The 21,613-nt window shown below is 43.5% G+C and carries 17 protein-coding genes and 2 pseudogenes; 6 read left to right on the plus strand and 13 right to left on the minus strand.

Annotated features, from left to right (window positions below):
- Positions 1-57: 57 nt before the first annotated feature.
- The 5 genes and pseudogenes from lepA to LRS05_RS17055 form a co-directional block, all read right to left on the minus strand.
- Positions 58-1,854 (minus strand): annotated as a pseudogene (gene lepA / locus LRS05_RS17035) (translation elongation factor 4).
- 323 nt (positions 1,855-2,177) lie between these two features.
- Positions 2,178-2,576 (minus strand): hypothetical protein, encoded by a 399-nt coding sequence (locus LRS05_RS17040; RefSeq protein ID WP_257869353.1) that lies wholly within the window; start codon positions 2,574-2,576, stop codon positions 2,178-2,180.
- Positions 2,542-2,955: a hypothetical protein gene (locus LRS05_RS17045; protein WP_257869354.1), complete on the minus strand. Its 414-nt coding sequence runs from the start codon at positions 2,953-2,955 to the stop codon at positions 2,542-2,544. Before LRS05_RS17045 ends, LRS05_RS17040 begins: the two co-directional genes overlap by 35 nt.
- Before the next feature lie 130 nt (positions 2,956-3,085).
- On the minus strand, positions 3,086-7,372 hold the full coding sequence (locus LRS05_RS17050) for a T9SS sorting signal type C domain-containing protein (protein WP_257869355.1): 4,287 nt from the start codon (positions 7,370-7,372) through the stop codon (positions 3,086-3,088).
- A complete protein-coding gene (locus LRS05_RS17055) occupies positions 7,308-8,714 on the minus strand; it encodes a hypothetical protein (protein ID WP_257869356.1) in 1,407 nt (468 codons plus the stop codon). The genes LRS05_RS17050 and LRS05_RS17055 overlap by 65 nt, the downstream gene beginning before the upstream one ends.
- A gap of 663 nt (positions 8,715-9,377) precedes the next feature.
- Here LRS05_RS17055 and dusB point away from each other — a divergent pair.
- Positions 9,378-10,369: pseudogene (dusB, locus tag LRS05_RS17060) on the plus strand (tRNA dihydrouridine synthase DusB).
- 24 nt (positions 10,370-10,393) lie between these two features.
- On the opposite strand, the gene LRS05_RS17065 reads toward dusB, so the two are convergent.
- The 5 genes from LRS05_RS17065 to LRS05_RS17805 form a co-directional block, all read right to left on the minus strand.
- Positions 10,394-11,500, minus strand: coding sequence for a hypothetical protein (locus LRS05_RS17065; RefSeq protein ID WP_257867070.1), 1,107 nt, complete (start codon positions 11,498-11,500; stop codon positions 10,394-10,396).
- A 1-nt stretch (position 11,501) separates the two neighbouring features.
- Positions 11,502-11,945, minus strand: coding sequence for a T9SS type A sorting domain-containing protein (locus tag LRS05_RS17070; protein ID WP_257867071.1), 444 nt, complete (start codon positions 11,943-11,945; stop codon positions 11,502-11,504).
- Between the two features lie 27 nt (positions 11,946-11,972).
- The gene (locus tag LRS05_RS17075) at positions 11,973-13,394 is read right to left on the minus strand and encodes an MATE family efflux transporter (protein WP_257867072.1); all 1,422 of its coding nucleotides are present in this window, start codon (positions 13,392-13,394) and stop codon (positions 11,973-11,975) included.
- A gap of 72 nt (positions 13,395-13,466) precedes the next feature.
- Positions 13,467-13,670: a helix-turn-helix transcriptional regulator gene (locus LRS05_RS17080; RefSeq protein WP_257867073.1), complete on the minus strand. Its 204-nt coding sequence runs from the start codon at positions 13,668-13,670 to the stop codon at positions 13,467-13,469.
- A 17-nt stretch (positions 13,671-13,687) separates the two neighbouring features.
- Positions 13,688-13,972, minus strand: coding sequence for a DUF2975 domain-containing protein (locus tag LRS05_RS17805; protein ID WP_374707807.1), 285 nt, complete (start codon positions 13,970-13,972; stop codon positions 13,688-13,690).
- A 314-nt stretch (positions 13,973-14,286) separates the two neighbouring features.
- On the opposite strand from LRS05_RS17805, the gene LRS05_RS17085 reads away from it, so the two are divergent.
- Entirely contained in the window at positions 14,287-15,408 is a 1,122-nt protein-coding gene (locus tag LRS05_RS17085) for an 8-amino-7-oxononanoate synthase (protein WP_257867076.1), read from the plus strand.
- Here LRS05_RS17085 and LRS05_RS17090 read toward each other — a convergent pair.
- Positions 15,389-16,501 carry an AI-2E family transporter gene (locus tag LRS05_RS17090; protein ID WP_257867077.1) on the minus strand — a complete coding sequence of 371 codons (1,113 nt, stop codon included), beginning with the start codon at positions 16,499-16,501 and terminating at the stop codon, positions 15,389-15,391. The two genes, LRS05_RS17085 and LRS05_RS17090, sit on opposite strands and share 20 nt — an antisense overlap.
- 101 nt (positions 16,502-16,602) lie before the next feature.
- On the opposite strand from LRS05_RS17090, the gene bioD reads away from it, so the two are divergent.
- Genes bioD through LRS05_RS17110 form a run of 4 tightly spaced genes read left to right on the plus strand, consistent with a single transcriptional unit; the run spans position 16,603 to position 20,246 of the window.
- Positions 16,603-17,220 (plus strand): dethiobiotin synthase, encoded by a 618-nt coding sequence (bioD, locus tag LRS05_RS17095; RefSeq protein ID WP_257867078.1) that lies wholly within the window; start codon positions 16,603-16,605, stop codon positions 17,218-17,220.
- Between the two features lie 2 nt (positions 17,221-17,222).
- Positions 17,223-18,509: an adenosylmethionine--8-amino-7-oxononanoate transaminase gene (gene bioA / locus LRS05_RS17100; RefSeq protein ID WP_257867079.1), complete on the plus strand. Its 1,287-nt coding sequence runs from the start codon at positions 17,223-17,225 to the stop codon at positions 18,507-18,509.
- 25 nt (positions 18,510-18,534) lie between these two features.
- Entirely contained in the window at positions 18,535-19,134 is a 600-nt protein-coding gene (locus LRS05_RS17105) for an SET domain-containing protein (RefSeq protein WP_257867080.1), read from the plus strand.
- 44 nt (positions 19,135-19,178) lie between these two features.
- Positions 19,179-20,246: a beta-ketoacyl synthase N-terminal-like domain-containing protein gene (locus LRS05_RS17110; RefSeq protein ID WP_308225101.1), complete on the plus strand. Its 1,068-nt coding sequence runs from the start codon at positions 19,179-19,181 to the stop codon at positions 20,244-20,246.
- 165 nt (positions 20,247-20,411) lie between these two features.
- On the opposite strand, the gene LRS05_RS17115 is transcribed toward LRS05_RS17110, so the two are convergent.
- The gene (locus LRS05_RS17115; protein WP_257869357.1) at positions 20,412-21,317 is read right to left on the minus strand and encodes a T9SS sorting signal type C domain-containing protein; all 906 of its coding nucleotides are present in this window, start codon (positions 21,315-21,317) and stop codon (positions 20,412-20,414) included.
- Between the two features lie 59 nt (positions 21,318-21,376).
- Positions 21,377-21,613 (minus strand): hypothetical protein (locus LRS05_RS17120; RefSeq protein WP_257869358.1); only part of this gene is annotated, 237 nt, incomplete at its 5' end.

A 21,613-nucleotide genomic window follows, 5' to 3' on the forward strand; every position in this document is an offset into this window, starting at 1 on the left:
ATAAAAAACCCGACACATTTCTGCGCCGGGTCTATCATCTATTATCTTTAATCTAAGCTAGTCATTAAGCTTCAACACCGCCATAAACGCTTCCTGCGGTATCTCCACGTTGCCCACCTGGCGCATACGTTTCTTACCCTTTTTCTGCTTTTCAAGTAGCTTACGCTTACGCGAAATGTCACCACCATAACACTTAGCCGTAACGTCTTTACGCAGGGCCTTCACCGTTTCGCGCGAAATAACCTTCACGCCAATCGCGGTCTGTAATAGGAATGTCAAACCGCTGGCGCGGAATAAGCTCCTTCAGCTTCTCGCACATCTTTTTGCCAATGTTATACGCATTATCCTCGTGTATCAACGCCGAAAGCGCATCAACACCCTGGCCGTTCAGCAGCACGTCAAGGCGTACCAGTTTCGAGGTACGCATCCCGATAGGCGAGTAGTCAAACGACGCATAGCCTTTACTCACCGTCTTCAGCCTGTCATAAAAGTCGAAAACGATCTCCGCCAGCGGCATGTCAAAGGTCAGCTCCACACGCTCGGTAGTCAGGTACGTCTGGTTGGTAATGATACCGCGCTTCTCGATACACAGGCTCATCACGTTGCCCACAAAGTCGGCCTTAGTGATTATGGTAGCCTTAATATACGGCTCCTCCACACGGTCAAGCTTGCTTGGCTCGGGCAGGTCGCTCGGGTTGTTTACGGTAATAGGCGTTTCAGGGTCTTTCTTGGTGTAGGCAAAGTAGCTAACGTTGGGCACGGTAGTAATCACCGTCATGTCAAACTCACGCTCCAGGCGCTCCTGGATGATCTCCATGTGCAGCATCCCCAAAAACCCGCATCGGAAACCAAAGCCCAAAGCCGCCGAACTCTCCGGCGTAAATACCAGCGAGGCATCGTTCAGCTGCAGCTTCTCCATACTGTTGCGCAGTTCTTCGTAGTCTTCAGTATCAACCGGGTAAATACCCGCAAATACCATCGGCTTCACATCCTCAAATCCCGAGATCATATTGGTGGTAGGCGTCTTGGCATCGGTAATCGTGTCACCCACTTTCACCTCGCGCGCCTCTTTAATACCCGAAATGAGGTAGCCCACATCGCCCGTTTTCACTGTCTGCTTCGGAACCTGGTTCAGCTTCAGCGTACCAATTTCGTCAGCAAAATATTCATTGCCGGTCGACATGAATTTTATCTTCTGGCCTTTGCTTATAGAGCCGTTCACCACCCTGAATATAACCTCAATCCCACGGAAAGGGTTGTACACCGAGTCAAAATCAGCGCCTGCAGCGGCTCATCTTCACTGCCTTTCGGCGGAGGGATACGCTCAATGATGGCCTCAAGTATCTTGTCAACACCAAGCCCTGTCTTGCCTGAAGCCGGAATAATCTCTTCCAGCTTACAGCCTAACAGGTCCACGATATCATCGCTTACCTCTTCAGGATTGGCGCTTGGCAGGTCAATCTTATTCAGTACGGGGATAATCTCCAGGTCATTTTCCAGCGCCAGGTACAAGTTGCTTATCGTCTGCGCCTGAATGCTCTGCGCCGCATCTACAATAAGCAGTGCGCCCTCACACGCCGCAATCGACCGCGAAACCTCGTATGAGAAATCCACGTGGCCCGGGGTGTCAATCAGGTTCAGTATATATTGCTCGCCCTTATAGGTGTACTCCATCTGTATGGCATGGCTTTTTATAGTAATGCCGCGCTCGCGCTCCAGGTCCATGTTGTCAAGCAACTGCGCCTGTTGTTCGCGTGCGGTCACAGTCTGCGTAGCGTCAAGCAGCCTGTCGGCCAGCGTACTCTTACCGTGGTCAATGTGTGCAATAATGCAAAAATTCCGTATATGCTTCATCTTCTTTCTATGTCAATTTTATGTCACTCTTCCAGTCACTGTGAGCTTGTAGAAGAGCGTTTTAATTAGGGCGTGCCGTTCCGCTACCGCTTCACGTCGGGCTTTCCGCGGTGCACGGCACCTTGCTTCAATCCCTCACGCTTGCCCGGCGCGAAAGCTGACGGGCAAGCTTCACTCAGCCGTCATTCAGGAACGTCACCATCCCTTCCGCTTAATCCGCAAATATAGGCAAAGTTAGCGAGTTGCAACACCGTGAAATAACGCGCCTTTAAAATAAAAATGCAGCCAATGACGGCTGCATTTTCGTGGGGATATATATAGAGTTAAAAAACGATCTTTTTATTGATTGTGCCGCTAACTGTGCCTATCTGCACCAGTAGCACCTGGCGGTCGGCAATAATGCCGTCAATTGCTGTGCGCGACCCACCTATGTTACTCGACTGAAGAAGCAGCCTGCCGTTCAGGTCATACACTTTCACATCATTGATTGCCAGGTTGCCTGTATCAATATTCAGGCTGTTGCCATCTTTAAATACAATGATTTGGTTGTTTTCTGGAGAAGGATTTAAAACTGCGAGGGCTGCATTAGTTGTGTAAACAATTTCAAACCTGTTGGCGAAAGTGCCTGCAACTGTGGTAAAGAAGTAAGCCTGCTGGCTGAGATTGGTAAGCGTCCCTGCAACTTTGTCAAAAAGGTAAACGTTCTGGCCATTTAAAAACAATCCGGGTCCTGTTAGTGAGGCTTATCGTGAAGTTACCCGCGTATGCTGCTTTGTAATGTAGCGCCGTTACATCATCTGTGCTGAAAGTGCCTTTTGCCTGTACCGCAAGATTAGTGTTTTTTGCAGAGGTGTAAAGTACGGCAGGGCCATCATAAGTAAGCGGAATGTCGTGACTGTCTTCGAAAGCATCGGTCGTTGCAGGAGAATAGCCTATGGCTGTCTGGCAGTAGTTGCCAAGATGGGTAGTCATCTCAACCCATATCCCCGATATATCATTATCCTGTGTCGCGAATGAAACTGCCGGTGCCTGTGCGTTTGTCTTTAAACCAAAAAGCAATAGTGCCACAAGCGTTTTCTGTAGTGTAATTTTCCCTTTCATGCCCTCTTTCTTTTACACTTCAAAGTAAGGACGGGCTTCGCTAAATAATCGTTAACTTTAAGAAACAATTAAATGTTAAATAAAAGGGCGCAGCTTAACGTTGCGCCCTTTTCTATCTTAGAAATTCTTGTTAGAAAATCACTTTCTTGCTTACGATTGCACCATCTTTAGTGCGAACCTGAAGTATAAGCATTTGCTCCTGCGCTGTAAAGCCTTCAAGTGCTGTTGAACTGCTGTTGATTGCTTTTTTCTCAGTAAGCAGCCTTCCGCGTATATCAAAAACTTTTACGTTGTCAAGGTCATGTCCTTCAGTAGAAACCTTCAGGATGCCGTTGTCTTTAAATGCAACAATTGCTTTATCGTTAAGCTGAGGGTTTGTTGTACCCAAAACCCCGTCGGTTACATAAATTACATCAAAACGATTTTCTGTAACACCTTCACCGGCTGTAAAAGTATAGCTGCCGGCATTCAGGTCTTGTACTGTGTTTGTCTGGTTGTCACGCAGGTAAACATTTTGGCCATCGGCAAACAAACCGTCTTTTTTATGAAGGCTTATAGTATATTGGCCGGCTGTGTTTATCCTGTAATGAAGCGGCACAACATCTGCATCAGCAAACACACCCTTTGCCTGTATCGAAAGGTCTTTTCCTGCACCTTTTGTATATATCGCAGCAACACCATCTGTAAACAATGGCGAGTCATAACCAAAGTCAAACCCATCTGTAGTTGCATTAGAATATCCTACAAGTGTTTGTGCATAAACGCCGGTTGAAGATGTCAGGTTCAGCCATATTCTTGACAATACAACAGGCTGCTGAGTATTACGGAAGAACTGGCTGTTGTTTACCGCCCTTCTCATAGTGTTGTTAAATTCAATATGGTTAGCGCCAACTTTTGTCTGTACGATAAATCCTTGTCCCGGGTTAATTACCCAGTTAGCTTCGTCGCCTTCAATAAATCCTGCACCAACGTTACCGCCTTCAGCACCATTCTCCACATAACCTGCCTTATTAATGGCCGTGTAGCTGGTGTTGTTGTTATTGTTTTTCTTTCTCCAGAAATATAGTGTACCTGTTTCAAGCACATCATTGTTAGGAGCGCTGTTTGCATCAATAAAACTATGAATGTTGATGGTTGAAGGGTAAGGATTACCTACACCATTATACCCATAATTTGATATCGCCACAGGGCTTTGAGGTGTCCATTCATGAACTACAGGTATATGTATTATACCATTGTTAGGCACACCGGTAAATTGCTGGTTTAATGTAATAGCGGTTGTGCCTGCATTATACCCTGGTGTTGAGTTGCCGTTTGGCATACGTATAAGGTAAGCAACACCTTTTGTAAATGTTGTGGTTGACTGTGCGCTAAGATTTGGAACTTTCATATACAGCCTTGCAGAGTCACGGTAAGTATAAAAACGATCCGGTAATGTAAGCGGTGAGAACTGGAACAGTTTCTGGCCGGTAACAGGTGATGACCACAATGTATAGTCTTGCCTGTACAGCTGGCTGCTGTTGCGTTTAACGTTAATATTACCCGTGTTGTTGCTGCTGTTCTCTGTTATCTGTACAAGGTTTGCCCTGTTGTTTACAATCATGTTTCCTGTAGAAGCTACTGCAATACCGTCCTGCACCGTAATATTCCTCATGATGTTTATGGTAAGTATGGCACCTGCCTGTATGTCAAGAGTTTTGGCGTAAGCCATAATGTTTTGCGAAACTATTGGCTGGTTGGTTTGCTGCGGTATTATAGCATTGTCAACAAGAGTTGGTATTGCATTACAAGACCAGTTGGCAGGATTATGCCAGTCACTGCTCACGCTTCCGTTCCAGATAAAGTTATTGTTCCTTGATACTGTAACAACGTTTGATGCTGATGCGCATGAGCCGCTTGTTACCTGTGCCCTGTAATAAGTAGTGCTGTTCATAGCAGCTGTAGTGTAGCTGGCCGATGTAGCACCGGTACCTCCGGTTACATTAACCCAGTTGGTAAGACCGTCAGAAGACTGTTGCCACTGTATGTTGCCTGAATGGCCAGATAAGCTAAGTGTAGTTGTAACACCCGGGCACAATGATGTGCTGCCCGAAGCAGTACCTGTTGTAACGCTGCTAACACTCACAGTAATAACTCCTGATGTAACGCTGCATGCGCCGTTTGTTACCTGTGCCCTATAGTACGTAGTGGCTGTCAATGCGCCGGTTGTATAGCTCGCTGTTGTTGCGCCGCTGCCACCGGTTACACTTGTCCAGTTAGTTAATCCGTCTGCCGACTGTTGCCATTGTATATTGCCCACTGTACCACTTACACTAACTGTGGCAGTATTACCACTACAAATTGCTTGGTTGCTTCCTGCAGTACCTGCAGAAATATTAGTTACTGTTACGGTTATCACGTTTGATTCTGCCGTGCAAGACCCATTTGTAAGCTGTGCCCTGTAATAAGTTGTTGAGGTTAGTGCAGCAGTGGTGTAATTTGCAGTTGTAGCACCGCTTCCGCCAGTAACAGTAGCCCAGCCTGTGGTGCCGTTCGCACTCTGTTGCCACTGTATAGAACCTGTATTGCCCGAAAGCGAAAGATTAGCTGTACTGCCTGAACAGATGGTAGTTGTACCTGATGCTGTGCCGGCTGTAGGCGTGCTTATGCTCACTGTAATAACGCCTGATGTTACGCTGCATGAGCCGTTTGTAACCAATGCCCTGTAATAGGTTTGTGAAGAAAGTGCGGGTGTAGTATAGCTGGCAGTAGTTGCACCGCTTCCGCCGGTTACGTTTGCCCATCCTGTGCTTCCGTCTGCAGATTGCTGCCATTGTATGCTGCCGGTAGTGCCGCTTACTGTAACGGTTGCTGTACCGCCAGTACACACACTTTGGTTGCTGCCTGCTGTACCTGCTGATATTGGAGTAACGGTTACCGTAATGGTCTGAGAATATTCAACACATCCGCCATTTGTGGCACGCAGCCTGTAGTATGATGTAGATGTTAATGCAGGTGTGGTGTAGCTGAGTGTGCTTCCGCCAGTTCCGCTTGTAGTATTAACCCAGTTAGATACACCGTCGGGAGACTGCTGCCAGCGTGGTGTTCCTGTAACACCGGTTGCAGAAAGTACAGTTGAATTACCCGCACAAATAGTACTGCTTGATGATACTGAACCTATTACTGCCGGTGAACTTACGGTTACTGTAGTAACTGCTGATGTAGATGTTGATGAGCATCCTACGGCTGTAACAATAGCCCTATAGTATCTTGTTTGGGTAAGCACACCTGTGGTGTAAACGTCATTGGTAGCCCCAGGTATATCTGTAAAGCTGTTATTGTCAGAAGATACCTGCCATTGTATTGTGCCTGTTGCGCCTGTAAGCCTTACAGTTGTTGATGTACCTGTACAAATACTTTTGTTTGCAGATACTGTTCCTGCTACAGGTCCCGGGTTTACAATAACCTGTATAGGGTCTGAATTTGGGTTTGAACATGCAACTCCTGTTACGATAGTCCTGTAATACGTTGTTGATGTAAGTACGGGTGTTGTATAGGTTTCTGTTGTAGCACCGCTTCCGCCGGTAACATTTACCCATGTTGTACCGTTTGTAGATTGCTGCCACTGTATTGTAGTAGTTGAGCCGGTAACTGAAACCGTAGTTGATGTACCGGTACAGATAACTTTGCTTGATGCTTCAATAACACCGGCTTCAGCTCCTACGCTAACTTTGAGTATATTAGAATAAACCTCGCAAGATGCTGTTTTTACACGCATCCTATAATAAGTGGTTTCTGTTAGCGCAGGTGTAGTATAGGCTACTGTAGTTGAACCTGTACCACCGGTAACTGTGTTCCATCCGCCGATTCCGTCGGTTGACTGCTCCCATAAATAAGTGGGGTTAGTTCCTGTACTTCCTGTATTGCGAAGTGTAACTGTTGTGCCCGAACATATTGCAGTAGTTGTAATGTTGTTGTTAACTCCGGCTGTGCCTCCAATATAAGAGTTTCCGCTGGTTGCCGCTGTGCCTACAGTAAATTTAGCAGCTGTAGATGTTTCTCTCACACAGCCAAGGCCATTATTATCAATTACCACATAATAATATGTAATTCCTGCTGCATTTACAGGCGGTACATAGTAATAATTGGTAGCGCCAGGTATAAGTGTTCCGCCTGTGTTGCTGGCAGTCGTATTAGAGTACCATTGGTAGGTAAGGTTTAAACCATTGGCAATAACTTCCACATAAGGCCCGGTTACATTCAAACATGCAGTGTTATCTATAGGCTGTACTGCAATTATAGTATTTAGATAAGCTTCATTACTTAATACAGAGCCTGCCGCATTGGTAACTTCACATGTGTAGAAGGCAACATCAGAAGCTGATACGTTTGTAATGTTGAGTGTGGCTGTTGTGGCGCCGCTTATATTGCCCCCCATTTACAAGCGATACCCCATTTTTCTTCCATTGGTAGGTAAGGTTTATCCCTGTTGCATTTACAGTAAATGAAGTGCTTGTGCCTGTTCCCGTACAAGCTACTACTGATGTTGGTTGAGTATTTATTTTTGGTGATGGGATAAGCATTGAATTTGCATTGTAGGCAATAAATGCAGGATCGCTAATACCGCTCGGCATGATTTTAAAGCCGGCAATACTTTCCATGTTTTCAGCTGTGATTCCAAAATCAGAAAGTTTATAACCTACAAGCCTTATTGGGCGGGTGGTGTTGGTGTTACTTATACCTGCTGAATTGGTAAGAGTGGCAACATCATAAGTAGAGTTGAAAGTAATATTGAAAAGGTCAAGTTTGTAAGTACCGATTGCCGGTATGTTTTGCATGGTAACCGATACCGGGCGGCCCACGATATTACCATTACTATCTACAAAACAATATATGTCATTGTCGCCTGACGTTGGTTCTGCAACCTGAGATACCACAAGGTCAGGTTCACCATCATTTATGCGGCTTTCAGCAATATCACTAACTACAAACTCAAAAATAGAGCTGGTGCTCATATTTGTCATACCTGTTCCAATACCAAGGCCTTTAATACCGTCAATAAGAACATCTTTTGCTTTACGGCCCGCAACTTCAGGTGCTGTGGCTATCGCGCTGCTTGCACTGCCATCCATTTTTGATGCCATTGCGAAATAGTTTGATGCACCTGAACTTGACGGAGTTGTACCTGATATACTGTTTACAGGTAACGCTTTAAAATCCGCAGCCGTATAACTTATGCCTTTTGCTGAAAGCACTGCGTCGGCCACGCCTGTAGAATACGTAATACCTCCATATTCAAGCGCTGTAAGGCTGTGTTGCCTGTCAGGCTGGTTTGCAAGTACAGTTGTAGTGTTGTTACTGGTCCAGTAGCCCTGCCAGTCTGTATAAAGCCTGGAAACCTTTGCATTGTTAACCACGGTATTACTGGGTGCATGGTAAGTAAGTGATGCAACCGGATAGTTTACACTATTCCTCCTGAGGTTTAAGGTTAAACTTGTAGTGGTTGCCGGCGCTGTAACAGTAAATGATGGTACAGCTACAAGAATCTGTGTATTAGTTCTACTGATGAGGGTTGCATCAGTTCCGCTATTGTTGAACCTTACGGTATAGTTGGTAAGGCCCGTTCCGGTAATTGTTATAACCGTGCGGAATGTAACACTGGTGTTAGGAGTAACAACAGTTGTGCCCGGGCTTTGAGCAAATATGCCTATGCTCATAAGCAGCATTAGCACAATAGTCAGGTCAATACGGTGTGTAGCAGAAAGTAAAATTTTCTTCATAGGGGGCAAATTGATTTTAATTGCTGTCTTACAAATTAGATGTTAAAGAGCTTAAATTTTTGCCGCAAAGTAAGAGTATTTTATTCAAACAATTATCATGGCAAAATACATTTTAAGATAGATTTGACATAGACATTAAATTCTTTAAGTAGCCAAAAATGCACTATTTACAAGGTATTTGTAAGCTTGTTGAATATTGTGCAACAGTATTTTCAAGATTTATAACAAAAGTTTGAAATTTTATTAAATCGATTAAATGCAAAAATCATCGTTAAAATGTACTGTTGCTCCAGAATATCTTTTTAAATAACTTCATTTTAAGGCATTACAAGCAATAAGGTGTATTTTAACTTCTTGTTAAATGTCATGATTATAGGTCGTGAAAATCTAAGCAATATTTAAAAACGAAGCAGCCCTGGTGGGGCTGCTCCTGATTTAGTAATAATTCGTTGGATAAATATTACTGATGCTATTTAAGTATATGTATATACTATCAAACTCAATCTGAAGACAAAACAATGGTAAAATTTTCAAAATTTCATCTCTGATATTTTAATTTCGACGTCTGCAGTAATTTTGACGATGAAATGCAAAATAATACCAAATATGCAATCAGTTTTGATTGTCAGCAATTTGCAGTATTTTTGCGGCAAATTATTTATGATGGTGAAGATTGGCAATATAGAGCTACCTGATTTTCCGCTGCTGCTCGCCCCAATGGAAGATGTAAGCGACCCCCCTTTCCGCAGGTTGTGCAAAACGCATGGTGCAGACCTTATGTTCAGTGAGTTTATATCAAGCGAAGGCCTTATACGCGATGCGATAAAAAGCCGCCAGAAGCTCGATATTTTTGATTATGAGAGGCCTGTGGGCATACAGATCTTTGGCGGAGATGAAGAGGCTATGGCCATGAGCGCCCGTATTGTGGAAACTGTAAACCCCGATCTTCTAGACATCAACTTTGGCTGCCCGGTAAAAAAGTGGTATGCAAAGGCGCCGGTGCAGGCGTGCTTAAAGATATTGACCTTATGGTGCGCCTTACCAAAGCAGTGGTAAACAGTACAAACCTCCCGGTAACGGTAAAGACCCGCCTGGGCTGGGATGAAGATTCCATAAATATTGATGAAGTTGCCGAAAGGCTGCAGGATGTAGGCATAAAAGCACTTACAATACATGGCCGCACACGTGCACAGATGTACAAAGGCGAAGCCGACTGGTCCCACATTGCCCGGGTAAAGAACAACCCGCGCATACATATACCAATTTTCGGGAATGGCGATATAGACAGTCCTGAGAAGGCGCTTGACTATAAAAACAGGTACGGGCTTGACGGTATTATGATAGGCCGTGCTGCCATAGGTTACCCATGGATATTTAATGAGATTAAGCACTTTTTTGAAACAGGCCAACATTTGCCTGCCCCAACTATTGAAGACAGGGTAGAGGCAGCCCGCAACCACCTTAAATGGTCTATTGAATGGAAAGGTGAGCGTGTGGGTGTTTTTGAAACCCGCCGCCATTACACAAATTATTTTAAAGGAATCCCTAATTTTAAAGAATACCGCCAGCGCATGGTAACGCATGATGCCGCCGATGATGTATATGCGGTAATGGACGAGGTATTAGAAAAATTTGCAGATTACAAACACGCATAAAAAAACCGGCAGCTGCCGGTTTTTTTATTCTGTGATGCCGAAAGGCGTACCTGTAATAGTTTTAGTAAACCAATTATTTTCTGACGGAACAGAACCTCCGGGAAAAGATGCGCCGAAAGCATAGCCACGGGTTGTGGTTTGTACCAGCACCATACCATTTACCGCCATGATGCGTAAAGGAGTTCCCGTTAGCGGCTGGGTATGCCACATGGTTTCAGAAGAAGAACTGCCACCCGCGTATGCCGGTGCAAAAACGTAAGCATTTGTTGTTGTAAGCACACCTATATACCCGTTTGCTGAGACAATATCTATCACTTCGCCTGATAACGTTTTTGTTGCCCACATATTCTGAGAAGATGTGCTGCCGCCCATGTATGATGGCCCGTAAGCATATGCTGTAGATGATGTAACAATACCTATAACGCCGTTTGTGCCTGTTATTTTTAATGGGGTGCCGGTTAAGGCTTTACTTTTCCAACTATTTTGTGAAGAGGAATTTCCGCCTGAGTATGCCGGCCCAAATACATAAGCATGCGTAGATGTAAGTGCACCAACAGAATATTTACTACCAATAATTGCTAGCGGATTCCCGGAAATAGTTTGTGATTTCCAGCCAGCTTCCGATGATGTACTGCCACCTGTATGTGAAGGTGCAAATACATGTACACCTGTGCTGGTAAGTATTGCTGCAGAGCCGTTATCAAGTGAAACTGATTTTGGGCTTGATTCTGGAGCAATACTTCCCGCAATCATGGCATATGGTACCGAAAGTAGCTGCGAAGTTCCTACAGTTGTATAATCTGTGCCATTATTAATGTCAATTTCAACCTTTATAAATTTTGAATTCTGCCCCCAGTTAATTTGAGAAAAAGTACCGGTAACCGCTACACCCTGGCCGATTGTAAGGGTATACAGTCCCATACTATTTGTTGTAGGGTTGTGGGTTTCGGTATACACAGCCGTTCCCATAGCGCTGTTATCAAGTATGCTCAGCCTTACATTTACAGGTGCTGATGCAACGGCTGTACCATTGCTGTTAAGTGCTACAGCCTGATAGCTGAAACCTTGCGGTATCTGTGCAAAAAGTGTTGTTGCAAAAACTAGTGCAAAATATAGGTATATCTTTTTCATGTTAATTTTTTACAATTTTTATTGATTTTATTTTAGTGTCAGGAAAAGTGAGAATGTAAATTCCTGCCGGCAGTGTTGTGATGTTTACAGTGTTTGATGTTACATGAAATTGTGCCTTTGCACCCTTAAGGTCATAAAGCTCTGCTTTGCTCAAATCTACGCTTTCCGGCAGCTCAATTGTTACAAAGTCTTTTGTGGGATTTGGATAGTACTTTACATCACCCGAAACAATATAATCATTCGTGCCCAGCGTACTGAAAAGTATTTGTGATGCTATCGCCACAGTTCCGGCCGATGTATGATTTGGGTTTTGAGGGATTACATAAATTTCACCAACCACATATGCATGCCCTGCAGGGGATAGCGCCGACGCATTAAGCCCTCCTGCATTTTGTGCAAAGACGCCTGATGTTGCAATAAGAAATAAAAAGATGATTTTCTTCATAAAGGATAAAGCATGATGTTATCAATATTAAACAGTGGTTTTCTTCCAGCGCCCGCGCCTGAATAAAATTACAGCAGCTATTGTCATTAATGTTTCTGCTGCTGGTATCGCTATAAAAACACCTGTTGGCCCAAAATTATAGTATTTTGCGAGAAGGTAGGCCAGTGGTATCTGGAACGTCCAGAACCCAAAGAAATTAACCCACGTAGGTGTGCGTGTGTCTCCTGCGCCGTTAAAGGCGTTCAGTAGCACCATGCCGATTCCGTAAAAAATATAGCCTGCGCTCAATATGCGTATCGCCTCAACGGCAATGTCATGAACATCTGCATTATTAGTGAAGAACCACATCATTGGGTCGGCCGCCAGCAGGCATATAACCATAATGCTGCCCATGTATATCACATTGAATTTTGCTGTTACAAATACCGAACGCTCTGCGCGCTCTGTCATTTTTGCGCCGAGATGCTGCCCAACAAGTGTAGCTGCCGCGCCGCTAAGCCCCCACGCGGGTAACATAAAAAACATCATAATCCGTATGGCGCTCTGGTAGCCGGCCGAACCTTCATCACCACCTGTGGTTGCTACAAGTTCCGCAAGGAAAATCCAGCTGCACGATGCAATAACAAACTGCATTATACCCGGGGCTGCAACTTTGATTATTGCTTTAATCTGGTCAAAGTCGGGCACAAAATATGAGGCTGCAACCTTTAAAATACCTTTGCCTTTGAATAAGTTGTACAGCTGATAAATAACGCCTGTGCTGCGGCCTAATGCGGTTGCTATGGCTGCCCCCGTAAGGCCAAATGCCGGTATAGGGCCCCAGCCTAAAATTAGCAGCGGGCACAGTATTATATTAAAAATATTGGCAATCCAGAGGCTGCGCATGGCAATAGCAGCATTGCCCGCCCCGCGGAAAACACCATTGAACAGGAACAGCATCATAATGACAAAGCTGCTGCCCATTTGTATCTTCATAAAAGTTTGCCCATATTCTGCAGATGCTTCAGATGAGCCCATTAGCAGCAAAATGTCTTTCGCGAATATTATCCCCAAGATTGCAATAGGTATGTTGATTATCAGCGCTATCACTATAGCCTGCATACCGGCGCGTGAGGCGGCATCAGGGTCTTTTTCGCCAACGCGGCGGGCCACTACTGCTGTGGCAGCCATACTCATACCAATGGCTACGGAATAAATGATTGAAAGCACAGACTCGGTTAACCCAACTGTCTGTACGGCAAAGCTGCTGTTTTTAAGATGGCCTACAAAATACAGGTCAACCAAAGCGAATACGGACTCCATCATCATCTCGAGCATCATCGGGATGGCCAGCAGCAATACTGCACGCCTGATAGAGATCGTTGTAAAATCTATATTTTCGCCCTTTAATGATTGCTTCAGCAGGTTAGTAAAGCGTGAAAATCTGTCTGTTTTATGTGTAATTGTCATTGGTGTTGGTGCAGCATTAATCAATGCAAATATATATGAAAGTCTATATGCCTAAACAATTCATAAAATTTATTAGCTGACAAATTCCATTATGTCACCCGGCTGGCATTCAAGCGCTTCGCAAATGGCTTCGAGTGTTGAGAATCGAATGGCTTTTGCCTTACCGGTTTTCAGGATTGAGAGGTTTGCTGTTGTAATGCCTACTTTTTCAGCAAGTTCATTGCTGCGCATTTTCCGTTTTGCAAGCATTACGTCAAGGTTTATTATTATTGGCATAGTGCTAAACAGTTAAGTCATTCTCTTCTTTCAGGCTTTTTGCAGTAAGGAAAAACTTCACTTAGCACAATAAGGAATAGCCCAACCATCGGTGTAAACAGAGAATCAAAACCAAGTGAAATAGAAAAGCTGCTTTCAAAAATAGAAGTATATAAAAACTCAGGCACCACATATATCGCAAATCCTATCAATACTGCTTTACCGGCCTGGTCAAGATTCCTGATGACCTCGTTTGCAAACAGTCTCTTTTTAGAAAATGCAGTTAGTACATCTTTAAATAAGTAAAGCGCGTATGCGTAAATGCTACAGCCAGAATATTACAAGCAAGCAGAATGTAATCTTCTATTGCAAAGTCAGTAACTATATTGTCATTTACTTTAAAGGGGATTTTATCAGGCATAAATATCGCCATAAAAAAAACGGAATTGCAAAGGCTACAAACGCGCCGGTACAAAGAAGCAGTACTGTAGTAAGATTTTTGAGTAGCGGTAATTTTTGCATAATGAATTGATTTAGATTTTAGCAAATATAATAATTATTGATAAACGGTATGCTATTATTAGAAAACGATATTATTTTATTGTTTCAATGATTGTCATGTTGATTAATTTTAAGCATGCAAAATTTCCCGGAATCATTAGCTAAAAAACTTCAGGCACGGAAGGATGCATCAGCATTCAGAATACTGCCTGCATATAGCAGCCTGGTAGATTTTTCTTCAAATGATTATCTGGGGTTTTCACGCAATAATACCATCGCTGCAAATGCTGTTTCAGTTTTAGCGCAATATCCTTACAATGGCGCCACAGGTTCACGCCTAATTAGTGGGAACCACCCGCTTTACTCTGATGCGGAGCAATTGATTGCAAAGTATCATGACTCTGAAACCGCGCTTATCTTCAATTCAGGATATGATGCCAATATTGGGTTTTTCAGCAGTGTCCCGCAAAAAAATGATATTGTGCTGTATGATGAATTTATACACGCCTCCATACGCGACGGTATGCGGCTTGGCAATGCCAGAGCCTATAAATTCAAGCATAACTCTGTAGAAAGCCTTAAAAGTCTTTTGCAAAAATTCAGAGAATCGGCGGTTGAGATCTATATCGTTACAGAGTCTGTTTTCTCAATGGATGGCGATTCGCCAAATCTGGCTGAAATGGCAGGATTGTGTAGTGAGCTCAAATGCAGACTGGTGGTTGATGAAGCCCACGCAGTAGGAGTTTTTGGCAGCGGCCTGGCAACAAATTCAGATTGTTTTGCCAGGATTGTTACTTTTGGTAAGGCGCTGGGCTGCCATGGTGCAGCGGTGTTTGGAAGCGTCGCGCTTAAAGACTATTTGGTAAATTTTGCAAGGAGTTTTATTTACACCACAGCATTGCCGCCACATTCTGTTGCCACGATCATTGCAAGTTACGATTATCTGCAAAGAGAAGCAGACACAAACAGAAGCTCGCTTTTCAGTAATATATCAAACTTCAAAAAATTGCTTAAAGAGAGCGATCTCGGCAAGTATTTCATCAGCAGTGAGTCAGCCATACATTGTGCTGTAATACCGGGTAATGAGCGAGTGCGAAATTTAGCAGCAAATCTGCAGGAACAAGGTTTTGATGTGCGGGCTATACTGGCGCCGACAGTTCCTTCGGGGCAGGAGAGGCTTCGCTTTTGCCTGCACAGTTACAATACTCACAGCGAGATTGAAGCTGTTATCAAACAGCTTATGCTTCATCTTCAGTAGTAGGGATTTCACTCCGCCGTTTGCGCCGTTTAAACCAGTTGCTGTCTTCTTCCCCAAACAGGTAAGCGTAAGGCTGCGTATCAGGGCTAAGCTCAAATAGTTTCTTAAGTATAGCTATTGTAGGTATTATTAGAATCATGCCCGCAATGCCCCATATTGCACCGCCAATCAGTAGCCCGATAAATGTAACCAAAGCATTTAGGTTTACTGTACCGCCGGTAATTTTCGGGGTTAGAAATGTGCCTTCAAGCAATTGTATAAATGTAAATGCCACTAAAACAGCAATTGGGTAAAACAGGCTGTCTTTTGTTATCAGCGCAAACAGAAAAGGAAGTATGGCCCCAAGTGAGGGGCCAAGATATGGTATGATGTTGAGCATACCGGCCAGCACTCCAAAAAATATGGCATGCTCAATACCCAGCGCAAAGAGAACTCCCGTATTTACAATGGCAAGAATGAACATCACTTTACTTGCGCCTACAATATAGCGATGTACAATCTGGCGGAGAGACTTCATCTTGTCAAGTAGCATGGTGTTATTTTCCTTCCTGAAAACTTTGGTTATAAATACTGCCAGGTGGTCGCGGTAAATGAGCAGGAAGAAAATGAAAACAGGTAATAGTATAATGTCTGAAAGCGTACTGATAGTGGAAAAGATAAGGCTTGTAGTTGATGTATTTTCAGGCTGTACAATTTCTACCGCTTTACTTACCTCAAAACCATTTCGCATACCCAGGTCAAACCCGAAAGCTTCCAAACACCAGGCGTTAGCCTGAATAATAAAACTGTTGAGTTTGGTGCTGAGCTCGTCGCCCAAATCGGCAGCGAAAACTCTTACCTGTATGTAAATCAATGCAAAAATACCAAGGATAAATATCAGGAAAAGCGACAAAACTATAAACGCACTGATAGAGCGCGGAATTTTTCGTCTTTCCAGCATGTTGCAGGTAGAAGTAAGAAGCATAGCGATATAGCCTGCAATCAGTAATGGTACAAGGAGGCCTTTTGCCATTATCATGAAAAACACAATTATGATAATCAGCAGCGCAATATATACGGTTTTAATATAACCCGGCACACGTAAAGTATCCATCAGTATAATCGTGTTAAATTAATAGTCAGGTTATCAAATTTATGAATTGTTGAAACCTCGCACTGCCAATATTTTATTAAATTATACGGTACATTTGCCGTATGAAAATTTTTGTAACAGGTATAGGAACAGACGTTGGAAAGACGGTGGCCTCAGCAATTATAACTGAAGCTTTAGAGGCAGATTACTGGAAACCCGTACAGGCAGGAGACCTTGAAAATTCAGACAGCCATAAGATTGAACGCTATATAAGTAACCGGCAGACAATTATTCATCCATCGGCATACAAACTAATGACCCCTGCCAGCCCGCATCTTTCGGCAATGCTTGATAATATAATTATTGATATTAATAAAATAACAGAACCTGAAACTGATAATCACCTCGTAGTGGAGGGAGCTGGCGGACTTCTTGTACCGCTGAATGATACTGATACAATAGCTAACCTTATTCAGCCCGACTACAAGGTAATAATTGTTTCAAGGCATTACCTGGGCAGCATTAACCATACGCTGCTTACCTGCGAGGTAATGAAAAATAGGGGCATTACTATTTCAGGGATTATCTTTAATGGTGATGAAAATTCTTCAACTGAAGAAATCATTCTTAAGAAAACAGGTATCCCGATGATAGGCAGAATTGAAAACGAGCCTTATTTTGATGCAAATGTAGTAAAGTACTACGCAGATAAATTTCTAGAGAAGCTTTTAGGATTATAAATATGTCAACCGATAAAACATTGGCACAACGCGATGCCAGCTGCTTGTGGCATCCATACACCCAGCATAAGACTGCACCGTCACACATAGCCATTACGAAGGCTGAAGGTGCAAAAGTGTGGGACGAGAACGGCAAAGAGTATATTGATGCTATTGCCTCATGGTGGGTAAACCCTTACGGACACAGCAATAAATACATAGCGGACGCAATATACAAACAGCTAACAACGCTGGAGCATGTGCTTTTCGGCGGCTTTACTCACGAACCTGCGATACTATTGGCAGAAAGACTTTTGCCGCTTTTACCTGATAACCAAAAAAAACTGTTTTTCTCAGACAATGGTTCAACAGCTGTTGAAATTGCTATAAAGGTTGCGTTGCAATACTTCTACAATAAAGGTGAAAAACGCTCCAAAATTCTTGCGTTTGAAAATGCCTTTCACGGAGACACTTTTGCAGCAATGGCAGCCAGCGGCATTTCATTTTTTACCGAAGCTTTCAGAGGCTCGCTAATTGAAGTAGAACGGATTCCGGTACCGGTTTTCGGCAAAGAGGAAGAGAGCATCGCTGCCTTAAAAACGCTTGCAGCTACCGGTGAATATGCCGCATTCATTTTCGAGCCTTTGGTGCAAGGCGCAGCAGGAATGGTGATGTATGATGCAGCACCGCTTGATGAACTAATAGCAATTTGCCGGGATAATAACATTTTCACTGTTGCTGATGAGGTTATGACAGGCTTTGGAAAGACAGGAAAAAACTTCGCATGCAACTACCTCACGCAGCAACCCGATATGATATGCTTGTCTAAAGCGCTGACAGCAGGCACTATACCTATGGCAATCACAACATTTACTCAGGAATTATTTGATGGTTTTTATGATGATGATGTGAACAAAGCCCTGTTTCATGGGCATACTTTTACCGGAAACCCAACCGGCTGTGCTGCGGCACTGGCAGGACTTGATTTGTTGGAATCAGTTGAAATGCAGGAAAATATAGCACGAATAAACAATCGGCATCATCAATTTTTGGAGAAGATTAAAAGACATCGACGTGTAGCTAATCCGCGAGTTTGTGGAGTAATCTTGGCGTTTGATGTGAAAAGGGATAGTGTAGAAAGCTATTACGGAAACTTTAGAAACAGGCTTTATAATTTTTTCATAGAGAAAGGTATTATAATGAGGCCGGTAGGGAATACAATTTACGTCCTTCCACCCTATATAATTAGTGAGCAGGAATTAACATATATTTATGAAGTGGTGGAAGAGGCACTTGAAAAAATAATGTAAATTAGTTTCTGTTAATACGTTACTAATGATACACCCTGATACCGAGGTCCGATTTATAAACGATGTTGTGGGCTATGGCGTGGTTGCCAAAAAATTTATCCCGAAAGGCACCATAACCTGGGTACAGGACGATCTTGACAGAATCTTTACCGAAGCAGATATTGAGAAGCTCAATCCAAATGTGCGTACGTATCTCGAAACCTACTGCTTTACCAACAGCAAAGGCGAGAGCGTGCTGTGCTGGGACCATGCCCGGCAGGTAAACCACAGTTTTAACCCAAGCTGTATGAGTACGGCTTATGATTTTGAAATTGCCATCCGCGATATACAACCGGGCGAGCAGCTTACTGATGACTATGGCTACCTTAACGTGAGCGACCCTTTTGAAGCAGAAGATGAGGGTACAGACCGTAAAGTGGTTTACCCTGATGATATTTTGAAATATCACGAAATGTGGGATGACCTGATTAAGCAGAACCTGCAAAATATTGCTGCCGTAAGCCAGCCCCTTCAAAAATTCATAACCGAGAAAACCTGGAATGAATTCAGCAGAGTGATAAGGGGAGAGAGTGAGCTCCGCTCTATCAAAAGTTGCTATTTCAACCGTGAAAAAGTAAACCGCTGATTGCGGTTTTTTTATTGCTATTTTTGCAGGAAATGCGCTAAACCGTGGCTAAAACCATATCTATACTTTCTGTTTCAACATTATCATCACTCGGGGCTGATGGTACTGCTGTCTGGCAAAGCTATCTCAACCCTGAAACAAATATACATGATATGGAGATGGGGGGGCAGGCCGTTTCTGTGGCTGCATTATCTGAAAATCTAAAGCATGAAGTTGAAGCTTTAAAACACTCTGAGCATAAATATATCCATCTTGATGATTCTGTACTGTATGCTATCCTAGCTTCACGGAAAGCTATTGAGCAAGCAGGCTGGGGAAATGATTCAACATTCGGGATTAATATAGGCTCATCACGCGGCGCGACAGGCCTCTTTGAAAACAATCATAGCGAGTTTATTTCAACCGGTAAAACCAACGTACATACTTCACCTGCTACAACTTTAGGCAATATATCATCATGGGTGGCGCACGACCTTAATAGCTCAGGCCCGGACATCTCACATAGCATTACGTGCTCAACATCGCTACACGCCATTTTAAACGGTATTGCATGGCTTAATGCAGGCATGGCAGATAAATTCCTTGCCGGGGGCAGCGAGGCGCCACTCACGCCCTTCACCATCGCACAAATGAAGGCCATGAAAATTTATTCTTCAGGAGGAGATGAATATCCTAACAGGGCAGGCGACTTATCCAAAACAAAAAACACACTAGTGCTTGGTGAAGGCGCAGGTATTACATGCATTGAAGTGGGTAAGGCTGAAAATGCACTGGCGTACATCAGCGGATACGGGTATGCCACCGAATTACTCTCGCACGGCGTATCTCTTTCTGCAGAAGCGGAATGCTTGCAAAAGTCAATGAAGATGGCAATTGGAGATACACCGTTACATGAAATTGATGCTATTGTTATGCACGCACCCGGGACGATTAAAGGCGATAACGCCGAGTTTACAGCTATCCAAAAAATCTTTGGAGCCAATCTTCCGCAGTTAACCACAAACAAATGGAAAACCGGGCACACTTTCGGCACATCGGGAATCTTATCCGTAGAGCTTGGTGTGCTTATGCTACAGCACCAGACTTTTTATTGGCCTGCCCTTTTCAGGTGAGCCTCACACAAAGCCTGCATCACTGAAAAAGATTTTGGTAAACGCAGTCGGATTTGGTGGTAACGCGGTATCATTGTTGATTACAAAATAAGAAAAGCCCCAGAGCGTGCTCCGGGGCCTTTCAACCAATAATCAAATCACCAACTTATCTTTATTGTTTTATAATTACTTTTTAGTTACAGCCTGTCCGTTATCAGTTGTAGCTTTTACAATCACAACCTGGTTTGAAATGTTAAGATTTGTTGTTGTAAATTCTGTCGCGTTCACATTTTTGCTGTAAGAGATCACTTTACCAAGAAGGTCATACACTACAACTTCAGTTAAAGCTACGGGAGACGTTATTGCAACCTGCTTATCTTTTTGGTAAACTATCACGTCTTGTGGAGTAACTGCAGGAGTGTCAGTTCCAAGAGCGCCATCAGCAGCATACCTAAGCTCAAAACGCTCGTTGAAAGTTCCAATCTCGCTGGTAAAAGTGTAAGCTCCGTTAGTAAGGTTGTGTAGCGTACCTGTCACATTATCCTTAAGGAACACTTGCTGGCCGTCAATAAATATACCATCAGCATGGTCTATCGCGAATGTAAATGTACCGGTAGCATTTGTCTTAAATCCAAGCGGAGCAATATCTGTGTTTACAAATTCAGCACGGCCTTGTATTGCAAGCAGGTCTGTACCTACCACACTGTAAAGATTTACACCACCATCAACCAGAGAACGCCCGTCAATACCATTGTCTATTCCGTTTGTAGCGTCTGCAGTATAGCCTACCACTGTCTGGCTGAAGGCACCTGTTTCATTGCTTACGTTTATCCACATTCTTGAAGCCTGTGCAGGTTCTGAGCTTTCTTCAGCGCCCTGTACATTTCTGAAGAACTGGTTAGAGCTGTTTGCCTTACGCATTTTGTTTGTAAATACTATATTTCCTGCATTCTTAGCTTTTACTATAAAGCCTTGTCCTGTGTTCATGATTCCGTTAGGGTCAACCGCAAAAGTCATTTTCTCCGCCCGGCGCTGCATTTGCCACATAAGCAAACTTGGTAAGTGTTGTGTAGCTTGACTTTGTAGGGTCATTTGTTTTTCTCCAGAACCATAGCGTGCCTTCAATATTGTTGATGTTTGCATCAATAAATTCACCTCACGTTTATTGGCGACGGGTAAGGGTTACCAACAGCATTGTATGATTTAGAATCGTTTTCATACACCAGCGGGAATGTTACCGTACCGTTTGTTGGTGTGCCTGTAAACACACCATTAAATACTGTTGCAACAGTTGTAGGGTGGTTATCAGGGGGTGCGTATAAGGTAGCCTTTTGCCTTTCAAAAGTTGTTGTAGCTTGAGGTACGCTTACGTAAGTATTAGTTAGAAC

The sequence above is a fragment of the Flavobacterium sp. J372 genome, assembly GCF_024699965.1.
In the GTDB taxonomy this organism is placed as follows: Bacteria; Bacteroidota; Bacteroidia; order Flavobacteriales; family Flavobacteriaceae; genus Flavobacterium.